Here is a 17,752-nt window from a genome sequence, read left to right as displayed (position 1 = left end):
TAATTGTCCTTCAGTTATTTGTCAGATCCCTCGGTTTCCTCAAAATCAATATCAATCGACAAGTGTTTTGATAACATAATTGTTACATAATAGGTGATAGAATGTCTGAGAGAGATAGTTTAAGAGTTTTAAGGGTTTTAACAACGTATCTCTTAATAGGTTGTTTTTTAACAGGCAATGTCATAAGCGCGTGTGCCTCATCTGAAACTTTAACAGATTCGGGTTATTCTTATGGCAACGAAACAGAAACCTCTAACAATGTAGAAATAGATACTTCAGAAGATATTGAGGCAGAAACCAGACAAAATCCGAGTACTTCTCAGGACTCTTTAACTGGATCTAAATTATTAGCCGAGTCTGATCACCCTTATGCAAATAATTTTGAAGATACGTGGATTATAAGTGAACCAGGTGCCGCCCAGATACGACTTCACTTTGAATATCTTAAGCTTGCCCAAAATCAACGAATTAATTTTCAAGTTTACGATAAGTTAATTCTTTATGATAAATATGATAATGTGCTTAAAACATACGGAATGAATAACGGTGTTAATTATCAGGATTTATGGACAGAATGGTATACAGGGGATACATTAAAGGTAAAACTTGTAACAGACAGCTCAGGGACTGCGAATGGGTTTATAATTGACAAAACCGAAACCAGAACAGATACGAGCACCTCTAAGGACTCTTTAGCTGAGTCTGACTCTTTAGCTGAGTCTGACTCTTTAGCCGAGTCTGATCATCCTTATGCAAACAACTATAAGAATACCTGGACCATAAGCGAACCTGGTGCTGATCAGATACGACTACATTTTGAATATCTTAAGCTTGCCCAAAATCAGCGAATTAATTTTCAAGTTTACGATAAGTTAATTCTTTATGATAAATATGATAATGTGCTTAAAACATACGGAATGAATAACGGTGTTAATTATCAGGATTTATGGACAGAATGGTATACAGGGGATACATTAAAGGTAAAACTTGTAACAGACAGCTCAGGGACTGCGAATGGGTTTATAATTGACAAGACCGAAACCAGAATGGATGAAACAAGTGAACCTTCTGAATTTGTTGATGAAAAAAGTTCTAACCCTTCTGGATCTTCTAGTTCAGAACATCCCAAGCCTAAACAAACAGAATATCTCAGGCCCAAACAAACAGAAAAAACTGAAAATAATAATGAGGGACAATCATCTGCTAGCGTGCAATTGTATGGTGAAAAGACAGACGTTACTTTAGGAGAAGACATTCTGCTCAGACTATCTGCTGTGAATTTGATCACCAAACCAACCATGAGCATCCAGGTGATTCTTCTTCCACCTTCTGGAATGAGTGTAACATCCTCCGAATTTGTTAATTCTGGAGCTGGCCAGTATACAACTACTTATGAGCTTGAGCCCGGACAGGGAAAAGATATCGAAATAAGAATTAAGTCCAATCAGGTTGGAAACTTTAATGTCAACGGCAGGGTAATTTATTATTTTGATGGTGATCCAGAAGATGCCGAGGATTACACACTCAATCTACCGATAAAAGTTAAGGAAGGGTCATCATCTAGCTCACAGCTCCTTTCCACTGGAGCAAGGAATAGTATCCAATCAGAAGAGGAACCTAAGAGTCCTGGATTTGGGTTATTTATAACTATTTTTGGGCTTTTTGCTTTCTATACTTTGAAAAAACGAATTCATTAAGACCGAGATAAGGGATGTGTAGCTACATTTACTTTATATTACTGGTTGTAGTTTACAATCCCTTAATCTCAAGACTCCTGCAATTCGACCTTAATTTTGGCTCTTCGCTGTTTTATGTGGGTAACTTCCATTCATCTACTAAATACTGAAGTAATATATCCAATATCCAGAAACATATCCAATATCCAGAAACATATCCAATATCCAGAAACACTTGGTGTTGAAAATCATGCTCAAGCTTGATGTTTCTCTTTTTGACCTAGCTACTATTTAACTGAGTAATTATTTTCAATCCATCCGAAATAGCGAAGAGCCCTAATAATGGAAATGTCCCTCTATCAAGGAGGAGATGAGAGTTAAAGTTGTAGTTTTTAATAACATTTTAACAATCAAAATGTATAAAAATTCTAATCACATCTAATTTATTATGAGTTTTAACTTAACATTAAACAAGGAATATGCAAAAGAAGAAATTGAATCGATTTGGTACTCATTTTGGTTATGGAATAAAAGGAATCAACTTGAGAAATTCACAGATGGTAGGCCATATTATTTTGTTCTAAAAGCAACTTGGTCCTTACACAGATGAATTTAGTGAGAACACATTTTCCTATGATGGGGAAGGAGTAAATAAAAATCAAAAATTAACGGCTGCAAATAAAGCTCTTGTTGATTCGCAAAACGATGGAAGAAGTGTATATGGATTTAGACAAGATCGTGAAAAAAGAGTGTGGAAGTATGTTGGATTGCTCAAAGTAATTGATTGGGAGTATACTCCTAAAAACGGATTTAACACTTATGTTTTCAAATTAGAACCAGCTAATTTTCCAAACAGTTAATACTATCTAATTAACTTATCAGTAATATTTAGTGCAAATTTCTCATTAATGTTATTTTTACTGAATATTGAGAAAAAATTTTCCTTAGGCAAATGTGATATTAAAACTCAAAGATTAAATGCGAGATTTAGGATTTTTTGATATTCATTCAATTTTTATAATTTTAATCAATTATTTATCGTCAAAATTTAAAAAGCCTTTTAAGTAATTTTTCACTACCGCATAATAATAATAATAATAATAATAATAATAATAACAATATTAATATTAATAATTTTATAATTACTGAAAATTTTTAGAAAGTTTCTTATATGTATTAAGTAAATATTTCCAAGAGTAATTTTGTTATTAAACAGCGCTATACTCAGTTAGGTACATAACTTCTCAGTTGTTTATTACTAGTTTTTCATTTCTCTCAATAAAAATTAAATTTTTAGGCAGATTATCCGTTTGAAATGAAAAACCGTTAGTACTAAAAACAGTAACCTTTGCAAATTTATCTGTGCATTAGTTTCTCTTTCCGTTATTTGTTCTGTTAAATTATTTCGTTTATAGAGATTTGAAAGGTGGAGAAATGCCTAGGTTATGTATTTTAAAAATGATATTATCTTGTTTGCTAATAATTATTTGTGGATGTATACCTGCTTTATCATCTGACTCTTTAGCCGAATCTGATCACCCTTATGCGAAAATTTTAAAAATATCTGGACTATAAGCGAGCCCGGTGCTTCTCAGATACGACTTCATTTCGAATGTCTTCAGCTTGCATCTGATGATTTAGCTACCATTGGCGGTTACGATAAAGTAATTCTTTTGGATAAATTCGATAACAAACTTGGAGAGTATGGTGACTATGACGGAACTAATTATCAGGACTTCTGGACAGACTGGTATACAGGAGATACATTAAAAGTAAAGCTTGTTACGGATAGTTCTAGAACTGATTATGGATTCAAAATTGATAAGACAGAAATTAGGCCAGATAAAAGCATATCTAATAACTCTTTAGCCGAATCTGATCACCCTTATGCAAATAACTTTGTAGATACATGGACTGTAAGTGAACCTGATGCTTCTCAGATAAGATTACACTTTGAGTATATTCAGCTTGCATCTGATGATGCTGCTACTATTGGTGGTTATGATAAGGTAATTCTTTTGGATAAATTCGATAACAAGCTTAAAACTTATGGAGATTATGACGGAATTAATTATCAGGATTTTTGGACAGATTGGTATACAGGAGATACATTGAAAGTCAAGCTTGTGACAGATGGCTCAAGAACTGATTATGGATTCAAAATTGACAGAGTAAAGACTAGAGTAAGCGAAATTAATAATTTTTCTGAAAGTGTAGATACAAAAGACTCTAATACTGCAGAATCAACTGAAGTTCAATATGGTGACACCGACGCGGGTGGAAATAAGATTTTAACTACTACCAAATTAACTTCTTCAGCCAATTTTTCTGCGTTCGGACAATCAGTGATACTTGTTGCTAAAGTCGATACTCCTTCCCAAGGAACAGAAGAACCTTTTGGTACAGTTACCTTCATAGATGGGACCAAGTCCATAGGAGTTGTAGATGTGAGTTCAGGGCAGGCAACTTTGGAGACGCCATCTCTTTCTTCTGGCTCACATTCGATCACAGCAAGGTATAGTGGAGATATTAACTTTAAACCCAGCACATCGTCTCCTTTCACACTAACGGTTAAAGAACAAACTAATACCGGAATGGCGAAATCTAGTTCTAAAGATCAGTTTAGTTCTGAGCAGTTGAATAGTTCCGAAGAAAAGTCTAGTACAGAGCAAAACTCAGCAGTTAAAAAGATTATTGTCATAATATCTGAAAATCCACTAGTTAGTGGACTTATTCTCTTAGTAATTAGTATCATCCTACAGAAGAAGTATTTCCCACCCCCAAAAAGTAAGTGAGATCATTCATGAAGCATTTGAGTGTAACGGGCGCATTGCGAAAATATGATCTCAACTTGTGCTGTACAGTGAGTGTGTAGCTAAGTACAAGATAAAAAAGTATTCGGATATTTGTGAGAATTTTGAAAAGAACTATGAAACGGATTCAGATACTTTTATGGAAAAATTCAATTCCGGAGAACCTGGAGACGATGATGACTTCTTTGACTGGTATGCAGCAAAAAGGGGGCTTGACACCTGGAATAAGAAGTTGAAAATCATCCTTGGGATTCAGATATGAATCTCAGAGATTATTATTTGAAAATAGAATCCTTACTCAAAGATTTCTCTCTCATTACACACTTTTCTATTGAATTTGAGGAAGTTACAGCTTATATAGGTTATTTAAAAGGTAAACTTGAATTCATTAATGGTTCGACACTTTACTTTTTTGAATTTGTTGAGATTTAGAATGATACCCCTGTACTTGCTAAGTATAAACACCAGTGGCAATCATTTGAGGGTGAGCTGCTAAAAAGATGGGATAACGCTCCGCACCACAAAGAACTGGACATATTTCCAGACCACGTCCATGATCCAAATGGAGTGTATTCTTCTCCTGCCATGAATCTTGAATTAATACTTGACAAAGGACTTAATCTTGAATGACGTAATCATTTGAGAGTTCTACTTTCCTCGTAAGCTATATATACCATCCCCAATAAATAGGGATACTGTATAAAAGTCTCTAATTCGGAGAGTGTTTTTTCAGATAATGTTGCACCAGAGGATCAATGTAGAACTGAACCTTCAGATGCATCCATTGAAGTTTTCAGCTTTTTGTCTCATTTTTAGGACTCCATAAGAGCCAGTCTATATGCTTTTGCGGGGAACTCTATTTAATTTTTGAGCTGGTTGAAAGCTGCCGACAATAAGGCCTGATCGACTAAAACACAAAAACCAATTAAGACAAAATAAAAACGAGCTAAATAAAGAGCACACTTAGTACCTTTATTTGCGAGGCTTGAAACAAAATGTCAGAAGAATCAGATGATCCAGACAGTAGTGATAGTAGCAGTCGTCAAAAAATGTTCACAGTAACCGGAGTGGTTCTGTGCGCTATACAGCTTGCGTTCTTCGTAGGCATGATTTTAAAATTTATCGAGACGGATTTCCTCGGTGGTTTTACATTCATGCTGCTTGCTTACTCTTCAGCATTCGTTTACAGAAATCTGGAGAATTCCGGGAAAATTCCCAGTTTAGCCGAGAACTGATGACTGTGTGGCTTCGCTCTAAAAACCACACTCTATATTAACTATCTGTTCTGAATTTTTTTCTCTTTTTCTATTTTTTCTCTTTTACTTTTTACCGTTTATCTTTTAGCTTTCACTTTTTACTTTAGCTTTTAATCTTTTACCCTTAAACTGTTACATCTTGCCATTGTTTGCTATTTTTTGTGTTTCTTCGACAATGTATTAAAAGTTCTGTAAATTCGTTCTACACATGATACATAGGTTTTTAGGCTAAATCCGAACATGACTTCAATTTCTAGCCGGATTTTTACGGATAAAAGCTCTCGAAGGATATTTTATACTCAGGTTTTATTTAAACCTGAATTACGAATATTCTCTATAAAGGTTCGTACTTTGAGGTATTTTTTTGAATTTTTGACAGGAAAAACTGACTATTTCTGCTAAAATACGAACGCTCTATGTAGAAAGGATCGTATGTCAAAGTACCCTGCAAAATTAAATTTTCAAGAGCGAATGAACAAGTTTTACAAAACATGTGCATCAATGAAAATGCGATTGATAACTCTTAGTTTTAAAAATCATTAACTAGGAGTAATATTAATGGAAACGAATCGAAAAATAAATAATCAAGTCCTAATATCGAACTCAAAAGATATGAAATGAAAATCGGATCTTTTTGTATCCCGTTAATACTCATAGGCCTAGTACCAGTGAAGCTGTTATGAAGTGCAAGGTAGGTCAACGCTATCTGATAAAATCATAACGGAAAAAGAAAAATTTAGACTAGGATGTTTAGAAAATCCTGATTTTTTGCGGTTGAAAATCAGGGGCTCAGAGCTCATTCAAATTTTGTTACCATCTACTTTGCCCCTGGTGACAGCTTCGCTGGTACTGGGCCTGTAAGAAAAACGAAAGCATGAGAGATAAGTATTTTTGAAAAACAAAATTCCTAAAATTATCAGTATATAATATATTTTCAATTACATATTTTCCACTCTTTAATATACCACTTTGGCGTTTTTTGCAAAAACACCCTAATTATAAATAAGATAATGAACCTTAATATGCCTTTTATGGTAATTACAGTAGGGGACACTATGAGTACTAAAGGAGAAGCAGTAGTCTCCATTCGCGGTCTAACCATGAGCTATGGTGCTAATCAAGTATTGCGCGGCATCAACCTGGATATCTTTCAAGGGGAAATCATCGGCTACATTGGACCCAACGGTGCCGGCAAGAGCACCACGGTTAAAATAATATTGGGCCTCGTAGATGGTTTTAAAGGTCAGGTTAAAGTCCAGGGGGAGGACATAGCCGGCGGCGGGATTGAATACAAGCGTAAAATCGGCTATGTTCCCGAAACAGCCGAGATCTATGACACCCTTACCGCTCATGAATACCTAACATTTATCGGGGAAATGTACGGCATGGACTTCAGGCTGGTAGACCGGAAAGCCCATAAGCTCATGGCCTTATTTGATATTGCCGATGTGTATCATGCCCGCATCGCCTCCTATTCCAAAGGCATGAAGCAAAAGCTGCTAATAATATCCAGCCTCCTTCACAATCCGGACATCCTGTTTTTTGACGAGCCTTTAAGCGGGCTGGACGCCAACAGCGTAATGGTGTTCAAGGAAATCATGACCGACCTAGCTGCTCATGGAAAAACCATTTTCTACTCCTCGCACATCATGGACGTGGTGGAGAAGATAAGCAGCCGCATAATCCTGATAAATAACGGGCAAATAGTGGCCGATGGCTCATTTGATCAATTAAGCCAGAAATGCCGCGAGGGATCCCTGGAAGAAATCTTCAACCAGCTTACCGGTTTTAACCGGCATAAAGAAATAGCTGATGAATTCATCGCTGTGCTGGACGAGGCATAGTATCATGAAAGATTTCACCGTATTAAAATTGCTGGACAGATTCTGTTTCCTCTTTAATAAAATGGGGGTTGATTATCCCACCATGCGTCGGATTCTGCAGGTGCAGCTCACCATGGACGAGCGCCGGGTGCCCACCATTCTGACAAATCAAAAAAAGACCCGAAGCGGCAACTTCTTTAAATCATCGCTAATTACATACGGAATCCTGGGAGTTTTTATTGGCCTGCTGATGCTGGTTCCTTTTCCGCTCTTTTATAAAATGAACCTGGCTTTCGGGCTCATTATATTTATGGTGATGGCCACCATGATTTCAGACTTTTCCACCGTTCTCCTGGACGTAAAGGATAAAAACATCCTGCTGCCCCGCCCGGTTGACGCCAGAACCGTCAATACAGCCAAATTACTGCATATTGTAATCTACCTCTTCACCATTACCATGAGCATTTCAGGGTTGGCTCTGCTGGTCGGGCTGTTTAAATACGGGGCGGCCTTCGCTCTAATCTTCATGTTCGAACTGGTGTTGATCTGCTGCCTGGTAGTCTTTTTCACTTCGGTTTTGTACATGGCTGTTTTATCCTTCTTTGACGGCGAGAAACTGAAGGACATGATCAATTATATTCAAGTACTGCTTTCGGTCTTTATGCTGGTCGGCTACCAGTTCATGGGGCGGATGTTCAACCTGACGCGCCTTACCGTCACCTTCCATCCCGCCTGGTGGCATTTCCTCATCCCCACCACCTGGTTCGCCGCCCCTTTCAGCCTGTTTATCGAGCACAACTCCAGCCAGTACTTCACTGCTTTAAGCCTGCTCGCCCTCATCGTCCCGACCGTAGCTACGGTCTTATACATGACCCTGGTTCTTCCCTATTTTGAAGGCAAACTGCAAAAATTGAACAGCAGCAGTATACGCACTAACAAAGGTGCAGCCGTCAGAGAAAAAATACAGCGGGCAGCTGCCAACCTGCTTTGCTTCAGCCGGACGGAAAAGGCTTTTTATCAATTCACCCAGAATATGCTGTCCAATGAAAGAAAACTCAAGCTGCAGCTATATCCACAGCTGGCTTTCGCCGTGGTCATGCCCTTTTTAATGCTGCCCGGAATAATAGGGGATGGGGTTTCTTGGTCTGACATTTTAGTTGACCTCGCCAACAGCAAACTTTATCTGGCTGTTTATTGGTCCGCTATTTTTCTGGCTTTTACAGCCACCATGATCAGCTCCAGCGAAAATTTCAGCGGTGCCTGGATTTACCGGGCGTTGCCAATACAAAGCCCCGTTCCGCTTTTAAAAGGCGCCTTAAAGGCTTTTATAGTTAAATTTGTCATCCCTATTTACCTGTTGATCGCCTTAATATTCGTTCTGTTATGCGGCTTAAAAATCATCCCCGATCTCATCCTGATATTTATAAATATGATTATGGTTCTGCTCTTTATTTTTAAATTGAACCGCAAGGAACTCCCCTTCTACCGGGATTTTCAAGTCACGCAGGGTATGAACCGGATGGGGATTATGCTGACTTCAATGCTTGTATGCGGGTTATGCGCCCTTGTTCACCTGCTGCTTACCTATGTCCCTTTCGGGGTAATTCTGAATATTGTCCTGTCGCTGGTTATCATCATGGTTTTATGGCGCAAAAGCTTCAACATCACCTGGAAGGAAATAATTAAAGACGCCATATGACAGAATATATTGGAGAAAATTCGAGTTAAACATTTGCAGCCCACTCTTACTCTGTCCCTGATCACGGCATCTTTCATCAGTTATCATGCCGCATTGCCAATGCTCTTGATGGTAATATTACTTTTTAAAGGTAAACGCAAAAGAGACCTAACCTGTTGATCAAGAATTGAATGTGGTACTGTCTTTTTGAGGAATTTTGCAGTCAAAACGGATTCTTGGCCCGTATGAGCGGATTTTATGAAAATCAAAACTACGGCATTTTTTCGCTATCAAAAGACATTAAGAAATATGCTTATGTGTTTCTTATACGACATTTGATGCGGATTAATCGAAGGAAACAAGTAAATACCTATACAATATGGAATGATCGAGAAAACAAACACATAGGCATTTGTGGAAAATTCCATCTAAAAAGTGAAATTTCCTTTATAATAACCAGATGATAAAACAAAAACAACATTTAGTATTCTACTTTTGGCAAAGTTGTGTTAATTCTGTATACCAAATGTATTTTGTAATTTTCCAGAAGTCTGTAACTTTTAGAATACCCATAAGTTTTACCATCAAACCTTATAAACTACGAAGAAAATTTACAGAAAAATCAGCACACTGCTATTTTTTCACTTTAAATTTTTACTTTAAAACGAACTCAATTTAAAATGGAACTAGACTGAAGTTTTTAGTGGCATTTTCTGCTCAAAAGAGATAAAAGGTTATCAATTGTGAAAACATAGGGGTGCAAATAAAGCTCTGAGCACGAAATAATAAGTTAAATGAACTTTCCGGGCCAGGATGGAAGAATCTGACTAACAAAATAGAAAAAGAAATATAGGATCATTTTTTATTACCATCAATAATTTTTTCTATGGGATAAATATGGAACTAACCTTGCAGATTGATACCGATTACTCGCTTCAGGAAGCAAGCGAGATAATTCGCTCGGCTCTGGAACATGAGAAACATCTTGCAAAATACAAGATTGATCGCTACGCCATGATCTGCGATGAGTTTGAAGATCGGTATGACCTGATCTCTACCGAACTCATAAAAAAATTTGAAGCTGGTGAACTTCTCGCTGAGGAATATCTTGAGTGGTATGCTGCAAAGCGAGGGCTTGATCACTGGAAGAAAAAGCTTGCTTTACTCAGGAGCATTAGAATGTAATTGCTCTAAAAACCCATTAGCAAACTTGATAACATTTCTTGCTAATTAATCGTCAATTCTTCAAAAAACTGTTCGAAGCCTATCCAAAGGTAAACTCATTATCAAAAATTATACTGTCATTTACTCATTTTAAGACGGTTTCAACCCTAAATTCCTGTAAAGTTCATTTTTACTTGTCATATCTATCTATAACTGTATAAATTTAATGAAAACATATTTATAACTGCCACACCATCTTCTCATAATAAGCTTTTTTGATGGTGATTCGGATGGGCACAAAAATCGGTTTAATGAAACTGGTCTTTCGGTCTGAGAGACGCAGAAACCTTCTGATTTACCTCAAAGATGGACCCAAATCCATAGATGAAATTCAGGAACGCCTGTCAGTAGATTCCGTCTCTATCCTTCCCCAGCTTAAAAAACTTAAAGAGAGAGAACTGGTCATACAGAAGGATCACACTTATGAGCTCTCCATTATAGGGAAAGCGATTGTGGATAGGATGTCTCCTTTCCTGGATACCATGAAAGTGTTCGAAGACAATTTTGATTACTGGTCACTACGGAGTTTAGAAGGAATCCCCCAGGTTTTACGAAGCCGAATCTGGGAGTTAAAAAGCTGCAAACTTATCCGTCCAGATCTGAATCACATGTTCGAACTTGACTCCGAGTTTGTGGAAAATCTTCTTCTTTCAAGGCAGGTTTTAGGCTTCAGTTCTTATTTTCATCCCTCATTTATTTCTCTCTACCTGGAAATCGCAAAAAAAGGGGTCCAAATTTCTTTAATACTGACCGAACCCGTGCTAAAGAGGTTTAAAGCCGATTACAGTGAAGAGTTTCAAACTCTGGTTCAGTTTGAATGTGTCAACCTGTCTCTTTTGCCGAAAAATCAGAAACTTGCAAGCTTCACAGTAACAGATAGGTTTTTTCTGCTTACCATTCTCCCTCAAGTAAAGTTTTTTGATCATGAAAGCCTGGTCAGTTCCGACCCTCAAGCTCTCAAATGGGGAGCCGACCTATTCTTGTACATGCAAAAGGAATCAGTGTCAGTTTCAGGCAAAACAAGTTTGATAATTCATTGATATTTTTCTTTATCTGGAGATAAAAATGCAGAAATGGTGAGTATGTAATAGTAAGTATGTGATAATAACTATGTAATAATGAGTATGTAATAGTGGAATATGTATTGCTTGATCGCTCTAAAACGTCATAATAGCTTAAAATAGAGATTTTTCAATAGTAAACATATCCAGTTACGTTTTTCTATATAATTTACTTATTCTCTTTTGTTCCTTGACCTCAAGCTCCGTTTTTCCTTAATTTGTTAAAATCAAAATTGGCAAATTATTTATGTATGTGTGCAAGTATTAAAAGAGTTAATCATCCTCTCTGATAGGAGTAATTCTGCTTAATAACCGATTCGCTATCTTATTCATTGATAATATGAAAATTAATTCTCTTCTTTCTGGCGATTTTGGATATTAAGCCTTTATTTGTGAAACATATTGAGGTGTTAAACTTGGTCAAAAATATTCTTAAAAGTATGGTAGGAGAAGCTCTCATAGGTTCTGGTCCGGAAATTGCACACATAGACCTGGTTATCGGGCCAAGAGGAGGGCCAGTTGAAGTAGCATTTATGAATTCACTTGCAATGCCCAGGCAGGGTCATACACCACTTCTTGCAGTCCTGGAACCAAATCTCCAACCCAAACCTGTGACTCTACTTGTAAATAAGGTAACTATAAAAAACGTATCTCAAGCTGCCCTTATGTTCGGGCCGGCTCAGGCTGCAGTTGCAAAGGCAGTTATGGATTCCGTGGCTGATGGTGTGCTCCCTGAAGAACAGGCTGATGACACTTTTATTATCGTTTCAGTATTTATTGAATGGGATGCTAAAGATAAGGACAAAGTTTACGAATTTAATTATGAAGCGACGAAGCTTGCAATAGCAAGAGCTATTGAAGGCAAGCCAACTGTCGAAGAAGCGCTTACTAAAAAAGATTCAGCAAAACACCCGTTTGCCTGAATATTTTGGCACAATTAATTCAAAAAACAATTTATTTCAGGTTTAACCTGCCTATTTCAGGTTTAAACCTACCTTTTGAACTGCTGACAGGCGGAATCTCAGAGCTTCTTATCCAGTCTATAAGACTCTGCCTATAATCTTCTTTATAGTCTTTTTGAATATCCTGGCGTATTTCGAATAGAGATGCCTGCATACACTTTTCCGGTCCTTCGGATTTCTCGTGCAGTACATAACCTGTGCTTTGATTCCAAAATCAATTCCTTATTTCCTGGAAAAATATGTGATCTACAGACCGGTTCTAAAGTCAAGTTTTATAAGCTTAATTCGGAATCGCAGTACTAGGACTCTATACGGATTCAGTATTCGCGGATTTAATATCTTTGATCAACTGGTCTTTTTAGGGTAAATATGCCTGAAATATATAATACGTTATACTATCATACTTCAACGACAGGCTCCAATGCTGTACTTCCAGCTTCAATTCTCTATATGTGTCTATCAGGAGCTGAAAAAGCTTATAGTCAATAGAAACCTGATCTTTTTAGAAAACAAAATCAGAAAACTTACTCTTATCCTCTTACTCTTATCCTAGGACTCTAAAGTGCTAACTTATCCATCTGACTGAGTGTTGAATCTCCGAATTATTTTTAGTTAAAAAAGGTCAGAAATTCAAAGTTTACTGTAAAGTTTGTGTTAATAGTTAACCGGAAAAAGATACAAGCAGCAGGCTGATACCTTACTTTTTCCAGCATTAGGTGACCTCAGTCCTTATTTTTTTCCTTTCTAGAGCAGTTGAACATCTTATAAATTATTTTTCTACCTAAATTATTTTCTGTTTTTCTTTCAATTTCTGGATTCATCTCACTCTTCCTCTGAAGTATGAAGCTGCCAGATAACCTAACATCAAGTGTCATATACAGCAGCGTAAAGTGACTTTTTCCTTCTAAGTTTTTTTGTCCTGGATGGTTGTACTCACTATGCTGTATTCCAGAACATTTCTCAAACTTTGTGAGTATAGTTTATCTATGTTTGGAGCACCGGGAACACATTCAGTATCATATCCAGAGGTACGTTTCGTATCACTTTCAGAGACACGTTTCGTATCACTTTCAGGGTCACGTTTAGTATCATATTCCGGAACACGTTCAGGAGCGCGTTTAGTGACACGTTCAGGACAGGTTTTTGTTTTTTTCTTTTATTTCTTTGCTGAGAATGTTCTCGCGAGGACTAAAATTTCTGATTTATGATTATTTTTATAGGTCTTATTCTTTCCAGGCTTTTATCGGCCTCTATGAGGACCGGAAAGGATATCGAAGACTGAGTAACTGCGTAAAAAATAAAAGTGCGGGCAGACAAATATTTATAATAAGTATAAGTAGTTTATATTGAGGTAAAAAATAGGAACTTTATAGTGGGGGAATTACATAAATGAAAATTAGAGTAGTTAGTTCTAGAGAGGAAATATTCACTCTCAATCCTAATGAACGTGTTGTTCATCTGGCCTTCAGGCCTTCGAACAAGGATATTTTTGCACTCGTTGAAACCTGCCCGAAAATTGAGGTAATTCAGTTGCCTAAATCTTACAGGCGTACGGTTTCAAAATCTATAGAAATGTTCCTTGAGATGCAGAGAATCCAGCTTATCGAAGGCGATGTATGGGGTCACAGAAAGGACATTAACGAATACTACAGTATTCCTTCCTCAGTCATTGAGAAAATAAGGGAGTTAAAATCTGAGGGGACACCTGCTGAGAGAATCGAAGAAAAGGTCGCAAGGGAAAGCAAACTTAATCCTGAAATGGTTGCTTATATCCTGACCAAGGAAGCTTCTGCCTGAATAAGTATCAAGCCGGACTTCCACCGGATTGTTAGGTACAGGTAAAACCATATTAATAGTATCAAACCTTTGAGAATATTCTCTATTATCCAGATTCCAGCTTAAATATTAAGTTTAAGGAACCTGAGTAGGTTCCCTGATCCTGGGCAGTAGCGTGAGCTTTCCAGGACAGGGAGACTCCATATGTTTTTTGATTCTCAATTCTCTTCTGTTGTTATTGTTTATCTCACTATTGTTTTATTACATTCCTTCCTTAAAACTGAATATTTTTACTACTCTTTTTAATTCACTATATTGAGACACGATATGGAAAAAACTCCTCATTCCTTTCGACAATATAATAGTTTATCTAGTGAACTTACCTAAGAGTTCATTCCAGAACAAGCTTCATACTTAAAACATATGCGAGTTTTAGAACTATTTTCAGTGATGAGAGACTCATGATTATCCATAGTTCCAGATCTGGATAAATATTTTTGAATCATGGTATATGTTATAGACAAAAAGTCAGAAACAATAGTAACTTATATACCTTTGATAGCTTTAATCTCTTTAGTTACATAAAATTCGATAGGAGACTGAAGGGTTGCAATTAGAACTTCTAGAGTTGATTTTTCTTTCCGACAAGCGAAAGCAGTTATTGCTCTTTCTGAAAGACGGGCCGAAAAATATAGATGAAATCAAAAAAGCCCTTGAGGTAACGTCCACTGCCATTTTGCCTCAGATAAAAAAATTAAAAGAAAAATCCCTGTTAGTTCAGGAAGACAAAAACTACACCCTCTCGCTTATAGGAAAAGTCCTTGTTGAAAAGATGCAGCCTCTTGTCAGCGTAATTGACGTCTTTGAGGACAACTTTGATTACTGGGCTGAAAGAGACCTTCAAGGAATTCCTCCTTTTTTCCGAAGGCGTCTTGGAGAGCTCAAAAAGTGTAAACTGATCCAGCCTGATCTGGACAGGATGTTCGAGCTTGATCCGGAGATAGTCGAAAATCTCTCTAAGTCAAATTATATTCTTGAGTGTATAGCCTATTTTGATCCCTCGCTTATCTCCATATACCAGGAACTTACCAGAAATGGAATCAAACTCTCTTTTCTGATGTCTGGACCTGTTTTTGAGCACTATTCTAAGGATTACCTTGAGGACTTTCAGAATATGCTGGCCTTTGAAAACGTGAAGTTTTTCCTTTACTCGGAAGAACTCAAAATTGCGAATCTTATCGTAACTGACAGGTTCGTCATGATTTCGCTCTTCCCCAAAAGCCAGAAGCATTTCGATAGGGAAAGCCTGATAAGTTACGAGCCTTCAGCTCTCAAGTTTGGAAATGAACTTTTTGATGAACTGCTCAAGCATTCTACTCAGGTTACCCAAATGCCACATGAGTAAATCAAGCCTTTTAAAAAACTGCTTGCCCGCAAGCCTTTTCAAAAAAGGCTTGAGCAAAAACAACTGCTAAATCTAAACAGTCATAACAGCGTGATCAACTGAATCAGCGGTTGCGTTTGTATTTGGAAATCTTATCCCCTAACCCTATCGGCGTGATAAACCGGCGCAACGGTTTCGGGTCAACGGTTGCGACCCAACGGTCGCGCTAAGGATAGTTTAATCATAACGAAGACAATGAGTTATGCTAAGAGAGTTGACTCTTGAATCTTTAATTTGCTTAAAACATTTTTTGAATTTATTACAAGTTCTATAGAATTTCTATGATTTCAAAAATGGTTAAGGCTGGAGAAAATTAAAAAATAGGAAGGATGAGCTCCTCCCAAGACAAAATTTTTAAATAACTATCGGAAGCTCAGTCAACTATTCCGCCTGTATTTGCAGAGTGAACAGAACGCTGGTACCTTGCAAGGTAACCTGTAACTTCCTTTTTTGGAGGTACAAATGATGCTTTTCTTTGCTTAAGCTCTTCTTCTGAGACTTTAAGGTTCAGAATTCTCTTAGGAATATTAATCTCTATCATGTCCCCATCTTTTACCAGGGCAATTGGCCCTCCTTCACTGGCTTCGGGAGAGACATGTCCTATACATGGCCCGCGTGTGCCCCCAGAAAAGCGTCCGTCAGTTATCAGAGCTACGGATTCCAGCAGGCCCATACCTCCGATTGCTGCTGTGGCTGCAAGCATTTCCCTCATTCCAGGGCCTCCTTTTGGGCCTTCGTAACGGATGACTACAATATCTCCGGGTTTTACATTGCCTGCAAGGATACTCTCCATAGCATCTTCTTCACAGTCATAAACCTTGGCAGGACCTGTATAAATGCGCATTTTCGGATCAACGGCTGCCTGCTTCACAACCGAACCAGCAGGAGCAAGGGTACCTTTAAGGACTGCAATTCCTCCTTCGGCATGGATAGGTTTTTCGAGAGTTGCAATTATCTCTTTATTGAGTTTCGGATTAACAATCTCTAACTCGTTCAGATTTTCTCCGATAGTTTTACCATTTACTGTAAGCTGATCCAGGTGCAGTTTGGAGGAAAGTCTCTGCATGACTGCCTGAACTCCGCCTGCCCTGTCAAAGTGTAGCATGAAATTAGGGCCTCCAGGGCGAAGTGAGATCAGATGAGGGGTTGTCCTGCTCAGTTCATCAAATTTTTCAAGAGGGAGGTTCAGCCCGAATTCATGGGCAAGGGCAGGAAGATGTAGAGTGGTATTTGTACTTCCCCCAACTGCCATGTCTACCATTATGGCATTCTCAAGAGATTTGAGACTGACAATCTTTCTGGGGGTCAGGTTCTCTTTAACCATTTCGACGATACGCTCACCTGACTCCTTGGCAATACGGACTTTTTTTGCATCCACTGCATGGGCAGTTGCACAGCCTGGAAGGCTCAGACCAAGTGCTTCAGTTATACAGGCCATAGTATTTGCGGTAAACATCCCTGCACAGGACCCTGCTCCTCCACACGAAAGATTCTCAAGCCTTTTAAGATCAAGTTCTGAAAGTTTGCCTGCGCTATAAGCACCTACTCCTTCGAAAACCGAGATAAGGTCCGTATATTTGTCATCAACATAGCCGGGAAGCATAGGTCCTCCGGTTACAACAATTGCAGGAATGTCAAGTCTGCCTGCTGCCATAAGGTGTCCTGGCACGATCTTGTCACATGTGGGTATAAGGACAATTCCGTCAAACTGATGAGCTTTAACCATAAGCTCTATCGTGTCCTCGATAACTTCTCTACTGGGAAGGGAATATTTCATACCCTCATGTCCCATTGCGATTCCATCGCAGACCCCTATAGTATGGAACTCAAAAGGAACTCCTCCGGCATTTCGAATTCCGGCTTTCACAGCTTCAGCAAGTTTATTTAGATGGATATGGCCAGGGATTATATCGTTCCAGGAATTAACGACTGCGATGAATGGCTTCCTCATCTCGGAATCTGTGACTCCGGTCGCTTTAAGAAGTGAACGGTTAGGAGCACGTTCTGGTCCTTCTTTAATAATATCGCTTCTCATTACA

Annotated in this window: 14 protein-coding genes and 1 pseudogene; 12 read left to right on the top strand and 3 right to left on the bottom strand. The window is 38.0% G+C overall.

Translation table 11 applies throughout. The annotated features are described in order from the left end of the window. The first annotated feature begins 101 nt into the window (after positions 1 to 101). From MSBR3_RS13355 to fae, 10 genes and pseudogenes are all read left to right on the top strand, one after another. On the top strand, positions 102 to 1,697 hold the full coding sequence (locus MSBR3_RS13355; RefSeq protein WP_048108743.1) for a CUB domain-containing protein: 1,596 nt from the start codon (positions 102 to 104) through the stop codon (positions 1,695 to 1,697). Between the two features lie 1,541 nt (positions 1,698 to 3,238). Next, complete coding sequence (locus MSBR3_RS13350; RefSeq protein ID WP_329956838.1) at positions 3,239 to 4,471, top strand: Ig-like domain repeat protein; 1,233 nt, start codon at positions 3,239 to 3,241, stop codon at positions 4,469 to 4,471. Between the two features lie 157 nt (positions 4,472 to 4,628). Continuing rightward, positions 4,629 to 4,751, top strand: coding sequence for a hypothetical protein (locus tag MSBR3_RS21500; RefSeq protein ID WP_268989088.1), 123 nt, complete (start codon positions 4,629 to 4,631; stop codon positions 4,749 to 4,751). Positions 4,752 to 4,942: 191 nt separating this feature from the next. Beyond that, positions 4,943 to 5,119: pseudogene (locus MSBR3_RS21770) on the top strand (toxin-antitoxin system TumE family protein); the annotation flags it as partial. 365 nt (positions 5,120 to 5,484) lie between these two features. Further along, the gene (locus tag MSBR3_RS13340; RefSeq protein WP_048108741.1) at positions 5,485 to 5,724 is read left to right on the top strand and encodes a hypothetical protein; all 240 of its coding nucleotides are present in this window, start codon (positions 5,485 to 5,487) and stop codon (positions 5,722 to 5,724) included. Between the two features lie 1,076 nt (positions 5,725 to 6,800). Then, entirely contained in the window at positions 6,801 to 7,589 is a 789-nt protein-coding gene (locus MSBR3_RS13335) for an ABC transporter ATP-binding protein (RefSeq protein ID WP_048108740.1), read from the top strand. 4 nt (positions 7,590 to 7,593) lie between these two features. Next, positions 7,594 to 9,267 carry a hypothetical protein gene (locus MSBR3_RS13330; protein ID WP_048108739.1) on the top strand — a complete coding sequence of 558 codons (1,674 nt, stop codon included), beginning with the start codon at positions 7,594 to 7,596 and terminating at the stop codon, positions 9,265 to 9,267. A gap of 888 nt (positions 9,268 to 10,155) precedes the next feature. Next, entirely contained in the window at positions 10,156 to 10,431 is a 276-nt protein-coding gene (locus tag MSBR3_RS13320) for a hypothetical protein (RefSeq protein WP_329956812.1), read from the top strand. Positions 10,432 to 10,700: 269 nt separating this feature from the next. Next, the gene (locus MSBR3_RS13315) at positions 10,701 to 11,510 is read left to right on the top strand and encodes a helix-turn-helix transcriptional regulator (RefSeq protein WP_048108736.1); all 810 of its coding nucleotides are present in this window, start codon (positions 10,701 to 10,703) and stop codon (positions 11,508 to 11,510) included. A 428-nt stretch (positions 11,511 to 11,938) separates the two neighbouring features. Next, the gene (gene fae, locus MSBR3_RS13310) at positions 11,939 to 12,454 is read left to right on the top strand and encodes a formaldehyde-activating enzyme (protein ID WP_268989153.1); all 516 of its coding nucleotides are present in this window, start codon (positions 11,939 to 11,941) and stop codon (positions 12,452 to 12,454) included. Between the two features lie 31 nt (positions 12,455 to 12,485). Here fae and MSBR3_RS20425 read toward each other — a convergent pair whose 3' ends face one another. Then, a complete protein-coding gene (locus tag MSBR3_RS20425; RefSeq protein WP_155396821.1) occupies positions 12,486 to 12,647 on the bottom strand; it encodes a hypothetical protein in 162 nt (53 codons plus the stop codon). Positions 12,648 to 13,215: 568 nt separating this feature from the next. Next, positions 13,216 to 13,368 (bottom strand): hypothetical protein, encoded by a 153-nt coding sequence (locus tag MSBR3_RS20420; RefSeq protein ID WP_155396820.1) that lies wholly within the window; start codon positions 13,366 to 13,368, stop codon positions 13,216 to 13,218. A gap of 514 nt (positions 13,369 to 13,882) precedes the next feature. Here MSBR3_RS20420 and MSBR3_RS13305 point away from each other — a divergent pair. Then, positions 13,883 to 14,290, top strand: a complete 408-nt coding sequence (locus MSBR3_RS13305; RefSeq protein ID WP_011307044.1) for a DUF1699 family protein — start codon at positions 13,883 to 13,885, stop codon at positions 14,288 to 14,290. Between the two features lie 586 nt (positions 14,291 to 14,876). Then, on the top strand, positions 14,877 to 15,674 hold the full coding sequence (locus tag MSBR3_RS13300) for a helix-turn-helix transcriptional regulator (RefSeq protein WP_048108735.1): 798 nt from the start codon (positions 14,877 to 14,879) through the stop codon (positions 15,672 to 15,674). A gap of 412 nt (positions 15,675 to 16,086) precedes the next feature. On the opposite strand, the gene ilvD is transcribed toward MSBR3_RS13300, so the two are convergent. Beyond that, positions 16,087 to 17,748 carry a dihydroxy-acid dehydratase gene (gene ilvD / locus MSBR3_RS13295; protein ID WP_048108734.1) on the bottom strand — a complete coding sequence of 554 codons (1,662 nt, stop codon included), beginning with the start codon at positions 17,746 to 17,748 and terminating at the stop codon, positions 16,087 to 16,089. Positions 17,749 to 17,752: the final 4 nt, after the last annotated feature.

Origin of the sequence: Methanosarcina barkeri 3 (assembly GCF_000970305.1) — an archaeon.
GTDB classification, from domain to species: domain Archaea; phylum Halobacteriota; class Methanosarcinia; order Methanosarcinales; family Methanosarcinaceae; genus Methanosarcina; species Methanosarcina barkeri_A.
This window is presented reverse-complemented; position numbering and strand designations above follow the sequence as displayed.